Source organism: Glycomyces tritici (assembly GCF_030403505.1).
In genome coordinates, this window is the sequence record NZ_JAUEMJ010000005.1 from 19,612 (window position 1) to 35,003 (window position 15,392).

Genomic DNA, 15,392 nt, shown 5'->3' on the forward strand with positions numbered 1-15,392 from the left:
AAGTCTGTATCGATAAAGAGGCGAGTTCGCAGAACTCTCCTGATGTGCAGATGCGGCGGCTGCCCGGATGCATGCCGTGATTCGAATCAAATAGCAGGTGGTAGCGGTCATCGAATGCGTCGGGTCGGCGCCATGGAGGTATTCGGGCTCAGATTTCGTGTCCATTTAAGGCCGCCGGAGTTCGCGCAACGCCATACGGCGTTGCGCGCTCCGGCCTGCCCTATTTGCCCTTTGAACTCGTAAAACTCCTCAATTCCCGACATTGACAGGCTTCAGTGTGACGATATAACGTAGTTTTGAAAGATGACCAAACAAACTGCTCGCCAGAGACCGCCCCCGGTCCGACGGCACCGCACCACCGGAAGGAAAACGAGATGCCTCCCGAGACCCGAAGGGCGCCTGTCAAACGCCTGCTGCTCGGTATCGTCGCCGCGTTCTGCATCGCCCTGGCGTCGACGCTCGTCACGGCCACGCCCGCCCAGGCCGCCAGCACCTGCAACAAGGGCGAGACCATCGCCATGGGCAAGTACTACGTCACCAACAACCTGTGGGGCAACAACTCCGGCACCGGCTGGCAGTGCACATGGAACAACTGGCAGTCCGGCGACACCATCGGATGGGGCACTTCCTGGGAGTGGAGCGGATCGTCCTACTCGGTCAAGAGCTACTCCAGCTCGGTCCTCGGCTGGCACTGGGGGTGGCAGCGCCCCGGCACTGAACTGCCGGTGCGGCTCAGCGACAACCGCAGCGTCGCGACGAGCTGGAACTACAGCGTGAACGCGTCCGGAACGATGAACGTCGCCTACGACCTGTGGCTGCACACCCAGTCGAATCCCGACTGGTCGAACAACCCGACCGACGAGATCATGATCTGGCCCTACAAGATCGGCGGGGCCGGTCCGGCCGGCACCAGGCAGGCCACCGTCACCCTCGCCGGCGGCACCTGGGACCTGTACCGCGGCTGGATCGACGCGGGGAACGGAGTCGGCTGGAACGTGTTCTCCTTCGTCCGTACCACGAACACCAACGCCGTGAACTTCGACCTGCGCGACTTCACGAGCAACCTGGTGAACCGCGGATGGCTCAGCAGCAGCAAGTACCTCACCAGCGTCCAAGCCGGCACCGAGGTCTTCACCGGCAAGGGCCAGCTGGACACCAACAGCTACTGGGTCGACGTGCGATAGCACCGGCCGCCTGGGGCCGCAAGCGCGCAGCGCGCCGGTCCGAGGCACCCGTGCGGTGGGGGGGGGGGCCCCGCCCCCCCGGGGCCCCCCCCCCCCCCCCCCCCCCCCCACCCCACCCCACCCCCACAACCCCCGGTCCCCCAAGGCGGCCATCGCCGCGATGGCCGCCCACGCACCGCGAACCCCCGCAATCTCAAGCAATCCCTCAACCGCAGTTCCACCGAAAGGACAGCGACGTGGCCACTCCCTCAAACGGGTCGATCTTCCGACGCCGATCACTGCTCAAGGCCGCCGGCCTCGGCGCGGCCGGCGCCGCGGGCCTCCCCCTCGTCGCCGCGTGCAGCGACATCCAGAGCAGCGAAGGCAGCTCCCAGATCACCGAAGGGTTCGACTTCCTGCCGCAGTACAAGGAATGGCCGCTCCCGGTCGAACCCGACCTGGTGGGCGAACCGCCGCACCACCGGTCCGGATTCACCTCCTACCCCGAGCCGGCGCAGGCCGTCCCCGAGCCCCCCGCGAACACCGGCACCTACCGGATCACCGTCCCGACCTGGGGCACCCCGCCTCCCAGCGACGACTCCTACTTCGCGGCGGTCCAGGAAGCGTGGGGCGGCACGGTCGTCGAGCTGGCGCACGCGGACGGCAACACCTACGCCGAGACCTCGAACCAGTGGATCCAGGCCGGCGAGTTCGGCGACGGCATCCACATGTTCAGCTGGATGCTCGGCGCCCACCCCGACTTCCGCGAGACCGTCGTCAACCGGTTCTACGACCTGACCGACATCCTCACCGGCGACATCTCCGAGCGCTGGCCCCTGCTCGCGGGCCGGGCCACCGAGGCCTGGGGCAAGTCCGTCTGGTCGAGCGACCCCGAGGACCCCGAGAGCGCCCGCCTCTACGGCATCCCGGGCAGTCTGGCCGGCGGTCCGCAGAACGGCATGTACGTCCGCACCGACCTGCTCGAGGCGGCGGACCTGGCCGTTCCCACCACAGTGGATGAAGTGCTGGAGGTCGCCCGCACCTGGTCCGACGACGCGGCCGGCAGATGGGCGTTCTACGGGCTCGACTACCTCACCCCCCAGTGGTTCGGTCTGGCCTCCGGCAACGGCTGGGCCTGGATCGACGGGAAGCTGGTCCACAACTGCGAGCGACCGGAGTACACCGAGTGGCTCGAGTTCCGGCGCACGGTCTGGGATGAGAAGCTCATCCACCCCGACGCCCCCGCGGCCTCGCTGGACCCCAAGGAGCTGCACAAGTCCGGAACGACCCTGTTCCACCAGGACGGCATGTCCTACTGGGGCGACTTCAGCGGCAGCGTCACCAGAGGCGAGATCGAAGGCGCCGTCGTCCCGCTCGGCCCCGTGGCGGCGGGCGGGAGGACCCCGGTGGTGTTCGGCGCGGCCGACGTCGAGGGCTGGCTGTTCCTCAGCAAGAGCCTCTCCGCGGAGCAGGTCGAGGAGATCCTGGACGTCGCCAACTTCTGCGCCGCTCCGTTCGGCACGGTCGAGAACCAGCTGCTCGACTACGGCATCGAGGGCGAGCACTTCGAGTTCGACGCCGAGGGCGTCCCGCGCACGACCGACCACGGCAGTGCGACCATCGGCGGCTACTACGGCCTCTCCGGCAAGGTCCAGATGTTCCACACCGGCGACCCGGTGCTCGTCCAGCAGCGGTTCGACTACGACGCCTCGGTGCTGGACTACATCGAGAAGGACATCTTCGAAGGCATCCGCGTCGAAGCCCCCGCGGCCTTCGTCTCGGCGCTGCAGACCCTGAAGGACCAGGAGGCCGACGTGGTCTACGGGCGCTCCGAGATCGCGGACATCCCTGCCATGGTCGACACCTTCCTGACCAACGGCGGCGAAGCCGCGCGAGCGCCGTTCACCGACGCTTACAAGATCGTCAACGGCGAGTAAGGCGAAGGCGGGGGAGCGGCGCGCGCCGTCGATCGGACGAGGCCGCTCCCTCTACCCCTGTTCCTCCGAGAAGGAGTCCTCATGGCAATGCAACGACGCACGTTCCTGAACCTGGGCGCGGCCGGCGTCCTCGGCGCGGGCGTGTCCCTGCTCGGCACCGCGCAGGCGAACGCCGAACCCGCCCCCGCCGATCCGTTCGCCGTGGGCGTGCGCCGGTACGACTGGTACCGCGGCACCCGCCCGGTCACCACCTACGTCTACTACCCGGCCACCGGCACCGCCGGCGGCACCCCGGTCGCGAACGCCCCGGTCGCGAACGGCGTCTTCCCCGTCTACGCCTACACCCACGGCCTGGGCGGCAACCCGGCGAACTCCACGTTCGCCCCGGGACTCGCCGCGGCGGGCTTCATCGTCCCGTCCCCGCACTTCCAGCACACCCTGAACGACGTCAACAGCGGCAACACCTCCCGCGACGTCTCCCAGGCGCTCACGAACACCCTCGCGCTCAACACCAGCGGGCCGCTCGCCGGGCACGTCCGCACCGACATCGGCGTGGGCGCCTGCGGGCACTCGATGGGCGGCATGACCACCCACGGCCTGCTCACCTCCTGGCCCGACAGCCGCATCATCTCCGCCAACCCGCAGTCGTGCCTCGACATGGGCACCCCGTCCGGCTCGGTCAACGCCAAGGTCCTGTTCGTCCACGGCGACCAGGACGGGACGACCGCGTACTCCTCGGGCCGGCAGGCCTACAACGAGATCACCTGGCCGAAAGCGTTCCTCACCTTCGTCGGCGGCAGCCACACGAGCTTCTGGGACGACCAGCGCTTCAGGAACACCGTCCGCAACTGGGCGCAATGGACGATGTACGGCGACACCGCCGCCCGCGACCGACTGCCCGCCGACGCGGCCGGTTCCAACACCAAGTGGGAGGCCGCGCTGGGAGGCGGCACCCCCGGCGGCTCGGGCGCCTACCGGCTCGTCGCGCAGCACAGCGGGAAGTGCGCCGACATCAACGGCGTCTCCACCAGCGCCGGCGCACTGCTGCACCAGTGGTCGGGCACCGGCCGCACCAACCAGCAGTTCGAATTCATCGACACCGGCGAGGGCCACTTCAAGATCAAGGCCCGCCACTCCGGCCTCGTCCTCCAGGTCGCGAGCAACAGCACCGGCGCCGACATCACGCAGCAGGCGGACTCGGGAGCGCACAGCCAGCAGTGGCGCCTGACCGACCACGGCAACAACGTCGTCAGCATCATCAACCGCCAGTCCGGCCTGGCGATGGACGTGTGGGGCCACTCCAGTGCGGACGGCGCCCGCATCTCCCAGTACACCCCCAACGGCGCCGCCAACCAGCGCTTCACCCGCCAACCCGTCTGACGACGGCCAGGCGGTCGACCCCTGTGCGGCCGGACCCGGTCCGGCCGCACAGGCGTGTGCTCCGCCAAGGTGCGGTTGGCACCGGCGCGAGCTTCAATGCCGCTGAATACGGCTCGCGTTCCGCGGGCTCACAGGGACCATTGCTGCGTGGTGCTGCTCGAGCAGGCGGCCTGGTGGAGTCGGGCACTGTTGGCGGTCGATGCGCCCGCCACGTCGATGCACTTGCCGGAGTGGCGGGCGGCGATCTGGAAGTGGTCGCCGCCGGCGCGGAGCTGCCACTGCTGGTTGGCGCGGTCGCCGCACGTCCACTGGATGATCGCGGCGTTGTCGGCCGTCGAGGCGCCGTTGACGTCGAGGCATTTGCCCGAGGCCACGGAGACGATCCGGTAGTAGCCGCCGCCCGCGTCCTGCAGCTCCCAGAGCTGGTTCGCGCCGCCGTGGCAGGTCCACTGGATCGCCTCCGCGCCGTCGGCGGTCGAACCGGAGACGATGTCGACGCACTTGCCGGAGTTGCGGTTCGCGATGTCGGTGGTCTGCGTGCCGCTCCCTCCCACCGTCCAGTTCAGGACGTCGATCTGGCTGCCGCCGTAGCGGGGTGCGAAGACCGAGACGACCCCGTCGAGAAGCCGGGCGTGGTCGAGCAGCGGGTCGGAGTAGTACTGCACGGTCGAGGTGTAGCGCGTGGCCCAGTCGGTCCAGCCCGACGCCTTCGACGCGGTGTGGACGCTCAGCCGCCTGGTCGAGGAGTTCCCGCTCGCGATGTACAGGTTGTCGTCGCCGTCGACGCCGATGTCGGCGCGGGTCATCACGCCCGTGTAGGAGAGCACCTGCCGGTTCCAGGCCTTGCTGGTCTTGTCGCGCCAGTAGTGCACGAGCACGGACTTGCCGCGCGCGCTGTCGAAGTTGCCGTCGTTGGCCGCCGAGGGCGCCATGTGCGAGGCGAGCACGTGGACGTTGCCGGCGCTGTCGACCACCTGGGACTCCTGGTTCATGAGCCCGCGGTTCTGCCCGATGCCCACGACCCGCAGCGAAGCCGAGTCGGCCACGAGCGGGTTCGAGCCGGTGGTCGCCACGACGTCGCCGTTGTTGTTGCGCCAGGTGCGGCCCTGGTCCTTGCTGTAGGCGTAGTAGATGTCGTGGTTGGTGCTAGCGTTCGGCGTCTCGCGCACGGTCCAGGTGACGTGCAGCAGGTCGCTGGTGTCGAGTCCCGTGTCGTCGTACTCGATGCCGAAGAGGTACGCGTTGTTGTCGGCGCGCGTGCCGTTGAGGAACTGGCCCAGGTGGCTCCAGGTCCCGTTCCGGTACTCGAAGAGCACCACGTCGCCCGCGCCGCTGGCGCCCGTGCGGATGCTCATCTGCAGCACCCCGTCCGGGGCGCGGAAGAACTGCGGGTAGGTCGCCTGCGACAGGCGCTGGCCGCCGATGGTGTTGGTCACGGCCCCGAAGCTTGACGCGGACCAGTTCGCGGTCGACGGCGAGGTCGCGAGCCCGGCGACCGACTTGCGGTACTTCAGGAGCGAGCTGTGCATGTCGAAGGAGAGGTGGATCGAGCCGTCCTGGCCGGAGATGCCGATGGAGATCGTGTTGTGCGAATCGGTCGAGGTGGTCCGGTAGTCGGTGAGGCGGACGGTCTGCCACGAGCCCGAGGCGACCGCCCGGCGGGCCAGGTTGACGTAGCCGGACTGGTCCCACCAGGCCGTGTACTGATAGCCGTTGAACGTGGTGATGCCGTCCTGCTGGAACGATTCACCGTTCATGTAGCCCGTGTACGTCAGGGCCGTGCGGCCGTCGGTGGTGAGCGTGGTGACGTTCGGCGATCCGAGGGAGGGCGCGGCCGCGGATGCCGGGACTGCGGCGAGGGCGAGCAGGGCGGCCAGCATCGCGATCGCCGTCACGGCGAATCCGAGTGGGCGGCGCGGCCTGCCGGTCGCCTTGCGTTCGGCGGCTTGGGGTCTCATGCGGGTTTCTCCTAGTTGTCGGCGTTGCGGTGGCACTGCGACGGCGGCCGCGGTCGTCGCGGCCGCCGGCGTCGAGCCGTCTCCTCAGCACGGGGAGTTCGTCTGCGTCAGCAGGCCGAGCCTCCAGGGCAGCAGGTTGTACGGCGCGCTCACGTCGGGGTCCTTGCCCTGGTAGAGGAAGCGCAGGTCGCAGGGGCCGACCGTCAGGGTCTGGTCGAAGCCGCTGCGGATCAGCTCCCCGTGGCTGATGTCCTTCGTCCAGGCGGTGCCGTTGAAGGCGGTGTTGTTCCAGGCCGCGAACGGGTTCTCCTTGGTGTCGGCCAGCGGGGTCCAGGGCCCGGAGACGCTCGACGAGGTCCAGGACCGGAAGATCCGGCCGCCCGCGGTGATGGCCTCGACCATGAGGAGGTACTCGTTCTCGCCCGCGAGCCGGTAGACGTTGGCGCCTTCGAAGAGCCAGTGGTGGTTGGGGTCGTGCATGGCGATGACCGGTTCGGAGAACCCGTTGGGGAAGCGCGCCAGCGAGGTCTGGGCCCGGTACAGGTTGCCGTTGTCGTCAGAGGAGTACATGTGGCAGGCGGCGCTGTCGCAGATGGTCCAGAAGTCCAGCCACTGCCCGTCGCCCATGTTGTCGAGCACGGTCTGCGGCGTCCGGGCGTAGAACGGCTTCGGCGCGCTCCACGACGCCGGGTCGGCGATGTTCGCGGTCGTCGAGTAGGCGACGTTGTCGCCGATCTGGTAGGTGAGGTACCACTGCTGCTGGGGCGCGAAGTAGAACACCTGCGGCGCGGCCTTGTACCCGGCGCCGACGGCCGTGGTGTCGAGGAAGCGCAGCGGCGCGGCGCCGGCCTGGGACCAGTCGGTGAAACTGAGGTAGGCCAGGCTGTAGCCCTGGTTGGCGCTCACGACGCTGACGAAGACGTGGTAGCGGCCGTTGTGGTAGACGACTGAAGGGTCCTTCACCGAGACGATGTTGTGTGCCGCATCGGACTTCGGGAAGACCAGCGGGCCGGTGGAGCTCCACTGGAGACTCGCCGGCAGGGCGCTGCCGCCGGCCCGCACCGTGTCGAGGTAGTCGAGGTTCGCCAGGCCGCCGGCGCTGGTGGCCGCGAGCCGGACCGTGTTGGCGCCCGCCCGCACGGGCACCGTGAGGTTCTCGACCGCCCAGCTGCTCCAGGCGCCGACGGGTGCGAAGGCCACTGCGGACCGGGCCAGGGTGCCGTTGACGCTCAGGTCCGCCGGCCGTGCGGCGGTGGACCCGTTCGCGTACTTGACGCCCAGCGTCAAGGTGCCGGCCGTTTCGGCGTGCACGGTGAACTCGATCCGCGCCCCGACGCGGTTGGGGGTGTTGCAGAACCCTCTCCCGGAGAACCCGGCGTAGTTCGAGTCGACCGTGCCCTCGCAGGCCGCGTCCTCCGCTTCGTACCGCGACGCCTGCGCGCTGGCGCTCGGCGCGATCAGCGCCAACGTGGCGACCAGTGCGAGCAGGGGTACGGCTGTGAACCTCGCCAACCGACTCATGGGCGCTCCTCAAGGTGTGTCCGCGTACCGCCGCCAAGGGACAGTTCACTTCGATGTATCGATATAATTCAATACTCAATGCGAGTGTCGCAGAAACGCCCCTGGTTTGCAAGGCTCGGCGCGGCGGGCGGCGCGCTCGCGATGCCCGAGTGGCCGTAGGCGATCCGTGGGGTCGTCGATGCGAAATTGTGTCGATAAAATTTCGAACCGAGTGCTTGACAGGCGCAGTGATGGCGATCTATGTTGTCGGAGTCACAGTGAAACGATTCAATTCGGTGTGCTTCCAGTGTGCCTCGTGGTGACAAACGTCCGTTTCTCCACGGCGAAGCGCCGACACGATCAGTCCCTTGTGCACCCCGCCCCACGTCCCGTTCCTAGGAGCCCTCCGACGATGAACCGCCGCCCCCGCCCGACGACCTCGGAGCCGACGCATGAGTGAGCCCGCCCCCGAAGCCGTGCTCGTCCTGGACGAGGTGCGCAAGTCGTTCGGCGCGACGGCGGCGCTCACCTCCGGCGGGATCACCGTGGAGGCCGGGTCGATCCACGCACTGGTCGGCGAGAACGGGGCCGGCAAGTCCACCCTGGTCAAGATCGTCGCGGGGGTGCACCGCCGCGACGGCGGCACCTTCCGCTTCCAGGGCCGCGACGTCGACTTCACCTCGACCGCCGACGCGAAGGCGGCGGGCATCGCCGTGATCTACCAGGAGCCGACCCTGTTCCCGGACCTCTCCGTCGCCGAGAACCTCTTCATGGGACGCCAGCCCCGCAAATCCGCCCACCGCATCGACCGCGCCGCCATGTACGAGCACTCGGAACTGCTGTTCCAGCGGCTCGGCGTGCACCTGGACCCGCGCCGCATCGCCCGCGGCCTGTCGATCGCCGACCAGCAGATCATCGAGATCGCCAAAGCGGTCTCCCTGGACGCGGCCCTGCTCGTCATGGACGAGCCGACCGCCGCGCTCTCCGGCGTCGAGGTCGACCGCCTGTTCGCCGTCGCCCGCGCCCTGCGCGACGAAGGCCGCGCCCTGGTGTTCATCTCGCACCGCTTCGAAGAGATCTTCGCCTTGTGCGACACCGTCACCGTCCTGCGCGACGGCGCCTACGTCGCCACCCAGGCCATCGCCGAGACGAACCGCGACGACATCGTCGCCCAGATGGTCGGGCGCGAGGTCGGCGAGCTGTTCCCGAAGACCCCCGTCTCCATCGGCGACACCGTGCTCCGCGTCGAAGGCCTGCACTCGACCGGGAAGTTCCACGACGTGAGCTTCGAGGTCCGCGCCGGCGAGATCGTCGGCATCGCGGGGCTCGTGGGCGCGGGCCGCAGCGAGATCGCCCGCGCGGTCTTCGGCGTGGACGGGTACGACTCCGGCAGCGTCCACCTGCACGGCGAAGCCGTCCCGATGCGCGACCCGCAGGCCTCCATCAAGGCGGGCATGGCCTTCGTCCCCGAAGACCGCCGCCAGCAAGGCCTGGTCACCGACGGCTCGATCGCGCGCAACATCGCCTCGGTCCTGCGCCGGGGCCTGGCCCGGGCCGGCTTCCTGTCCCCGCGCTCCGAACTGCGGGCGGCGGACGCCTGGGCCCAACGCCTGCAGGTGAAGACGCACGCCCTCGACATGCCCGCCACCACCATGAGCGGCGGCAACCAGCAGAAGGTCGTGCTCGCCAAATGGCTCGCGACCGAACCGTCCCTCCTGATCGTCGACGAGCCCACCCGCGGCATCGACGTCGGCACCAAAGCCGAAGTCCACCGGCTGCTCTCCGACCTCGCCGGCCAGGGCATGGCCGTCGTCATGATCTCGTCCGAACTCGCCGAGGTCCTCGGCATGGCCGACCGCGTCCTCGTGGTCTGCGAAGGGCGCATCACCGCCGACCTCGACCGCGACCGGGCCACCCCCGAAACCGTGATGCGAGCGGCCACGCAGACCCACCACTCGGAGGCCGGCGCATGAAGCACGCAGCAGCCACCCTGCTCCGCTCCCGCGAGGCCGCCGTCGCCCTGGTGCTCCTCGCGGCAGTGGTCCTGACCGCCTTGAAGTCCGAGAGCTTCGTGTTCAGCGCCGACGGATGGCGCAACCTGCTCGTGACCCCGTCGATGCTGGTGATCCTCGCGGTCGGCCAGACCGCCGTCATCATCACCAGGAACGTCGACCTCTCCGTCGGGTCGGTCCTCGGACTCACCGCGTACATGACCGGCCGGATCTTCATCGAGGCCCCCGGGATCCCGATCATCGCCGTCGTGGCCGCCGCGATCGGACTCGGCGCGGTGCTCGGGCTGGTCAACGGCGTGATCGTGGCCGTCGCCAAGGTCCCCGCCCTCGTGATCACCCTCGGCACGCTCTACATCTACCGAGGGGTCTTCCTGACCTGGGCGGGCTCCGACCGGATCAACGCCTCGGACCTGCCGGACGACTTCCTCGCCTTGGGCAGCGCGCAGATCGCCTCCGTCCCGGTCCTGTCGATCGCGGCCCTCGCCGTCCTCATCGCGGTCGGGTACCACCTCTACTACTCCAGGGGCGGCCGCGAGATGTACGCGATTGGCTCCGACCCGGACGCGGCCCGACTCTACGGACTCCCGGTGACCCGCCGCGTGATCGGCGCGTTCGTCCTCTCCGGAGCGCTGGCGGGCCTCGCCGGGGTCGTCTACGCCGTCCGCTACGGCACGGTCTCCAGCGGCGCGGGCCTGGGCATCGAGCTGGAAGCGGTCGGCGCCGCGGTCATCGGCGGCGTCGCGATCTTCGGCGGCAGCGGGACCGTGTGGGGCGCCGCGATCGGGGCGGCGCTGCTGGTCACGATCAACCGCGCCCTGCCCGTCGTGGGCATCTCCGACTTCTGGCAGCGCGCCGTCGTCGGCGGACTGATCCTCGCCGCCATCGTGCTCGACCGCGTCCTGGCCCTGCGCCGGGAACGACGGCTGGGCATCGAACGTGACACCCGGAGCCTGGCATGACCACTCTGCACTTCCGCGCCCACGCCCGACCCGCCTGGCGCCGTTGGCTCCTCACCCGGGAGACGGCGGTCATCGCGGCCCTCGCGGTCGTCCTGCTGTACGCGAACGCCGCGGTGAGCAACTTCGACAGCCCGCTGACCCTGTACTACCTCTTCCTCGACGTCACCCCGCTGCTCTTGATCGCCCTGCCGCTGACGATGGTGATCGTCACCGGCGAGATCGACCTCTCGGTCGCGAGCGTCGTCGGGCTCTCCAGCGTCCTGGTCGGAGTGTTGTACGCCCACGCCGGCATGCCGATGTGGGCCGCGGCGCTCACGGCCGTGGCCGTCGGCGCGGTCTGCGGTTCGCTGAACGGCTACCTCGTCGCCTACGTGGGGCTGCCGTCGCTGGCGGTCACCATCGGCACCCTCGCGCTGTACCGCGGCATCGCCATCGGCCTCCTCGGCACCGAGGCCGTGACCGACTTCCCCGACTCCTGGACCGACTTCGCGAAGATGCGGATCGTCGAAGGCGGCAGCCTGCCGATGGTGCTCATCCCGTTCGCGGTGCTCGCGGCGGCGGCGGGGTGGCTGCTGCACTGGTCGCCGTTCGGGCGCGGCGTCTACGACATCGGGCTCAACCGCGAGGCCGCGCACTTCTCCGGCGTCAATGTCGAGCGGACCAAGCTCCTGCTCTTCGTCCTCACCGGAGCGGTCTCCGCGCTCGCCGGCGTCTACTTCACCCTGCGCTACGGCAGCGCGCGCGGCGACAACGCGTACGGCCTGGAACTCCAGGTCATCGCCGCGGTCCTGCTGGGCGGGGTGTCCATCTTCGGCGGGCGCGGCGCGCTGCACGGCCCGATCGCCGGGGTGCTGCTGATCGGGGCCGTCGCCAGTGCGATGCGGCTCGAAGGGCAGACCGTGAACGCCATCAACATCGTCATCGGCGTGCTGCTGGTGGCGTCCGTCGTCGCGACGCCCGCCTTGAACCGGGTCGCCGCCGAACGGGCTGCCCGCAAACAGAAGTGAAGGGAACGAACAATGAGGTTTGACAAGAAGTCGATCGCCGTGGCGGCGACCCTCGTGGTCAGCCTGGGGCTGTCCGCGTGCGGCGGTGGCGGCGACGGAGGTGACGACGGCACCGCTTTCACATTCCTGCCCAAGAACCTCGGCAACCCGTACTTCGACACCAGCGAGGTGGGCGCGCAGAGCGCGGCCGATGAACTCGGTGTCACGGTGACGCAGGTCGGGCCCGACGCGGCCTCTCCGGAGGCGCAGGTGCCGTTCATCAACACTGCGGCGCAGCAGGGAGTGGACGCGCTGATCGTCTCGGCCAACGACCCGACGGCGATCTGCGGTGCGCTGGAGGAGGCGTCGGGTGCCGGCACGAAGATCGTGACCTTCGATTCCGACACCGACCCGGAATGCCGCGACCTGTACGTGAGCCAGGCCGACGCCGCGGGCATCGCCAAGGTGCAGATCGAGATGATCGCCGAGCAGATCGGCGGCGCGGGCCAGATCGCGATCCTCTCCGCTTCTGCCAACGCCACCAACCAGAACGCCTGGATCGAGCTGATGCAGGCCGAGCTCGAGGCGAACTACCCGGACATCGAGCTGGTCGACACGGTGTACGGCGACGACGACGACCAGAAGTCCTTCGACCAGACCGCGGCGCTGCTGCAGTCGTACCCGGAGCTCAAGGGCATCGTCTCACCGACCACTGTGGGCATCGCGGCTGCGGCCCGGTACCTGTCGACCTCCGAGTTCAAGGGCCAGGTGGCGCTCACGGGCCTCGGCACCCCGAACCAGATGCGCGAGTACGTCGCCGACGGCACGGTGGCCGAGTTCGCGCTCTGGAACCCGGACGACCTGGGCTATCTCGCCGTGCAAGCGGCGGCGGCCCTGGTCAACGGCGACATCGAAGGCAAGGAGGGCGACACGTTCACCACGGAGCGACTGGGGGAGTACACCGTCGGCGCCGACGGGGTCGTGCTGCTGGGCGAGCCCTTCCGGTTCAACGCGGAGAACATCGACGACTTCGACTTCTAGACCGCGTCGCGAAACGGAGCGCCGGGCGGACCTCCGCCCGGCGCTCCGTCATGTCTCGGCTCCGCGGTCAGGACTTCACGGGACCGGATTCGGCGGCGGGGGCGGCGCAGGGCTTCCGCCTCCGCGCCGCCCCCGCCGCCGGAGTGCTAGTCCGCCGGTGTGACGTCGAGGTAGTCGAGGTTGGGCAGGCCGCCCGCGGTGGTCGGGTCCCATCTGACGGTGTTGGCGCCCGCGCGCAGCTGGACGGTGACGGTCCGGTCGGTCCAGGTGTTCCACGCGCCGGTGGGAGCGAACGCGGTCGTCTCCACGCGGGTGCCGTTCACGATGAGGTCGCCCGGCCGGTCGGTGGTGCCGCCGTTGGCGTACCGGAGGCTCAGGGTCGCGGTCCCGGCGGCCGAGGCGTTCACGGTGAACTCGGCGAAGGCGCTGTCGGTGTTGCCGCCGTTGCAGAACCCGGTCCCGGAGTAGCCCGAGTGGTTGGTGTCGACGGTGCCGGTGCAGGTCGCCCCGGAGCCTTCGGCCTCGTAGCGCGTTGCCTGGCCCGGATCGGTGCCGCCGCCTTGTCTCACCAGGGAGAACTGGTCGGCGATGAGGTTGCCGCTGCCGCCGGTGACGGTCACCGTGGCGGTGCCGGCCGGCAGTGCGATGCCGGTGAGCTCGCGCTTGGTCCAGCCGCTCGAGGACGGGACGTTGAGGGTGTGCACGGTGCCGTCGGCGCCGGTGACGGTCACCCGGCCGGAGCCCTTGGTGTGCAGGCCGAGCGTGTAGGTGCCCGCGGGCACCTGCATCTGCTGCCGGACACCGGACCCGTTGCTCACCTGCAGTGCGAACCGGCTGCCGTTCACCCCGCCGTTGACGTTGGTCACGCCGCCGGAACCGGTCCTGGTCCACCCGACCACGTTCGAGACGATGATCCGGTCGGCCTGGATGTCGGGGTTCAGGACGTAGTTGTTGCCGGGCGCGACGCGGAACTCGCCGGTGGTCGCGTTGAACTGCCACTGGCTCATCGAGTGGAAGCGGATCCCGGTGCCCTCCTTGGTGATCGGGACCCACTGGTTGTAGCCGATCCCGTTCCACGCGAAGTCGGCCCAGCGGTCGCCCGCGTAGATCACCGTGTCCTGCACGGTCCCCTCCACGGTGATGAAGAACCCGGTCTGGGTCACGTGGCTGTAGTCCATCTGGGTGCCGGGCATCGTGTAGTAGTCGGTGTAGTCGCCCTGGACCCTGCCCTGGGTGGAGTCGAGGCAGTAGTTGACCGAGGTGTTCCAGCCGTGCAGGTCCGAGGCGCACATGTGGTACTTGCCGTCGAGCTTGAACATCGCGTTGCCCTCGCGGCCGCTGGAGTTGCGGCCGATCTCGACCGCCGGCTCCGCATAGAGCGAGTCGGACGAGCGGAGCTTGGAGACGAACGCGCGGGAGCGGCCCTCGCGGTTGGAGAAGATCAGGTAGTCCTGCCCGTCCTCGTCGGTGAAGACGGTCTGGTCGCCGGTGCCGGTCGTCGGCGAGTTCACGACCTGCTTCTGGAAGGCGCCGAACGTGAAGGCTCCGGTGGGGGAGTTGCCCTGGAGGAACAGGACGCCGTGGTCCTGCGTGGGGTGCCACATCTGCACGGGCAGCACGTACTTGCCGGTGTTCTCGTTGTACGCGACCCCGAGGCGCCCGATCCAGCCCGCGTTGCCCATGGTGCCGCCCAGGCTGCCGAGGCTCGTCGAGGACGTGGCGACCCGGTTCTCGAACTTCCAGTTCACGAGGTCCTGCGAGGAGTACACCGGGATCGACACGAAGCTGACCTGGTTGTCGTACTTCTGCGTCGGGTTGGCCAGATAGGACTCGGCGCCCCGGTAGTGCACGCCGTACCAGTAGTAGGTGTCGCCGAACTTGAAGACGCCGCCGCCCTGCGAGTAGATCGGGTTGCCGGCGGTGTCCCTCCAGAACGTGTTGTTGGTGATCGTCGCGAACGTCGACTGGAGGACTTCCAGGTCGGCGGCGGCGGTCTGCAGGTCGGTCTTGGCGTCCGCGACCTCGGACTCGCTCGCCGAACCGTCCTCGACGACCTCGGTCGCGGTGGTCAGGGCTTCGGCGAAGGGCGCCCAGGACGCGGTGGTGTACTCGGTGGGGACGCGCGTCCGGTAGTCGGAGACCAGCGTCTCCAGGCCGTCGGCATTGGTCGCGTCGGCGGCGGCGGTCTGGAGTTCCGGCTGCGCCTGGCCTGCGTCAGCGCCTTCGTCGACGGCGGCGGACCCGGGGGACGCGGGTCCCGCCAAGGCCAGTGCGAAGAGCGCCGCGGCGACGAGGGGGCCCCATCGTCGCGGTGCGCTGCGGGCAATGAGCGTCATGGTCGTGCCTCTCACTCGGTGTCGCCCGGCAGCAGGACAGGCGGAGACAGCGCTGTCGCCGCCGCCGGTGCATGAACAGGGGCGTCCGCTCGGCTCCGGAGTCCTTGCGGGAGTACCGGA

Annotated in this window: 10 protein-coding genes; 7 read left to right on the plus strand and 3 right to left on the minus strand. The window is 69.3% G+C overall.

The features are described from left to right. Positions 1-374: 374 nt before the first annotated feature. From QWI33_RS17055 to QWI33_RS17065, 3 genes are all read left to right on the plus strand, one after another. A complete protein-coding gene (locus QWI33_RS17055; protein ID WP_289958343.1) occupies positions 375-1,184 on the plus strand; it encodes a GH12 family glycosyl hydrolase domain-containing protein in 810 nt (269 codons plus the stop codon). A 236-nt stretch (positions 1,185-1,420) separates the two neighbouring features. Then, positions 1,421-3,100 carry a type 2 periplasmic-binding domain-containing protein gene (locus tag QWI33_RS17060; RefSeq protein ID WP_289958344.1) on the plus strand — a complete coding sequence of 560 codons (1,680 nt, stop codon included), beginning with the start codon at positions 1,421-1,423 and terminating at the stop codon, positions 3,098-3,100. 81 nt (positions 3,101-3,181) lie between these two features. Then, complete coding sequence (locus QWI33_RS17065) at positions 3,182-4,480, plus strand: RICIN domain-containing protein (protein ID WP_289958345.1); 1,299 nt, start codon at positions 3,182-3,184, stop codon at positions 4,478-4,480. Positions 4,481-4,608: 128 nt separating this feature from the next. Here QWI33_RS17065 and QWI33_RS17070 read toward each other — a convergent pair whose 3' ends face one another. Beyond that, the gene (locus tag QWI33_RS17070; protein ID WP_289958346.1) at positions 4,609-6,438 is read right to left on the minus strand and encodes a BNR-4 repeat-containing protein; all 1,830 of its coding nucleotides are present in this window, start codon (positions 6,436-6,438) and stop codon (positions 4,609-4,611) included. Positions 6,439-6,522: 84 nt separating this feature from the next. Beyond that, positions 6,523-7,959: a non-reducing end alpha-L-arabinofuranosidase family hydrolase gene (locus QWI33_RS17075; RefSeq protein ID WP_289958347.1), complete on the minus strand. Its 1,437-nt coding sequence runs from the start codon at positions 7,957-7,959 to the stop codon at positions 6,523-6,525. 431 nt (positions 7,960-8,390) lie between these two features. Between QWI33_RS17075 and QWI33_RS17080 the strand changes: the two genes are divergently transcribed. From QWI33_RS17080 to rhaS, 4 genes are read left to right on the plus strand one after another with little or no spacing between them, the layout of a single operon-like run. Next, positions 8,391-9,911 (plus strand): sugar ABC transporter ATP-binding protein, encoded by a 1,521-nt coding sequence (locus tag QWI33_RS17080; RefSeq protein ID WP_289958348.1) that lies wholly within the window; start codon positions 8,391-8,393, stop codon positions 9,909-9,911. Further along, complete coding sequence (locus QWI33_RS17085) at positions 9,908-10,909, plus strand: ABC transporter permease (RefSeq protein ID WP_289958349.1); 1,002 nt, start codon at positions 9,908-9,910, stop codon at positions 10,907-10,909. Before QWI33_RS17080 ends, QWI33_RS17085 begins: the two co-directional genes overlap by 4 nt. Further along, a complete protein-coding gene (locus QWI33_RS17090; protein WP_289958350.1) occupies positions 10,906-11,916 on the plus strand; it encodes an ABC transporter permease in 1,011 nt (336 codons plus the stop codon). Before QWI33_RS17085 ends, QWI33_RS17090 begins: the two co-directional genes overlap by 4 nt. Before the next feature lie 12 nt (positions 11,917-11,928). Then, entirely contained in the window at positions 11,929-12,936 is a 1,008-nt protein-coding gene (gene rhaS / locus QWI33_RS17095; RefSeq protein WP_289958351.1) for a rhamnose ABC transporter substrate-binding protein, read from the plus strand. Positions 12,937-13,082: 146 nt separating this feature from the next. Here rhaS and QWI33_RS17100 read toward each other — a convergent pair whose 3' ends face one another. Beyond that, positions 13,083-15,272 (minus strand): family 43 glycosylhydrolase, encoded by a 2,190-nt coding sequence (locus QWI33_RS17100; RefSeq protein ID WP_289958352.1) that lies wholly within the window; start codon positions 15,270-15,272, stop codon positions 13,083-13,085. Positions 15,273-15,392: the final 120 nt, after the last annotated feature.

Coding starts and splice junctions, on each gene's coding strand:
- QWI33_RS17070 (WP_289958346.1), bottom strand. CDS start 6,438: ATGAGACCCCAAGCCGCCGAACGCAAGGCGACCGGCAGGCCGCGCCGC.
- QWI33_RS17085 (WP_289958349.1), top strand. CDS start 9,908: ATGAAGCACGCAGCAGCCACCCTGCTCCGCTCCCGCGAGGCCGCCGTC.
- QWI33_RS17065 (WP_289958345.1), top strand. CDS start 3,182: ATGGCAATGCAACGACGCACGTTCCTGAACCTGGGCGCGGCCGGCGTC.
- QWI33_RS17080 (WP_289958348.1), top strand. CDS start 8,391: ATGAGTGAGCCCGCCCCCGAAGCCGTGCTCGTCCTGGACGAGGTGCGC.
- QWI33_RS17075 (WP_289958347.1), bottom strand. CDS start 7,959: ATGAGTCGGTTGGCGAGGTTCACAGCCGTACCCCTGCTCGCACTGGTC.
- rhaS (WP_289958351.1), top strand. CDS start 11,929: ATGAGGTTTGACAAGAAGTCGATCGCCGTGGCGGCGACCCTCGTGGTC.
- QWI33_RS17055 (WP_289958343.1), top strand. CDS start 375: ATGCCTCCCGAGACCCGAAGGGCGCCTGTCAAACGCCTGCTGCTCGGT.
- QWI33_RS17090 (WP_289958350.1), top strand. CDS start 10,906: ATGACCACTCTGCACTTCCGCGCCCACGCCCGACCCGCCTGGCGCCGT.
- QWI33_RS17100 (WP_289958352.1), bottom strand. CDS start 15,272: ATGACGCTCATTGCCCGCAGCGCACCGCGACGATGGGGCCCCCTCGTC.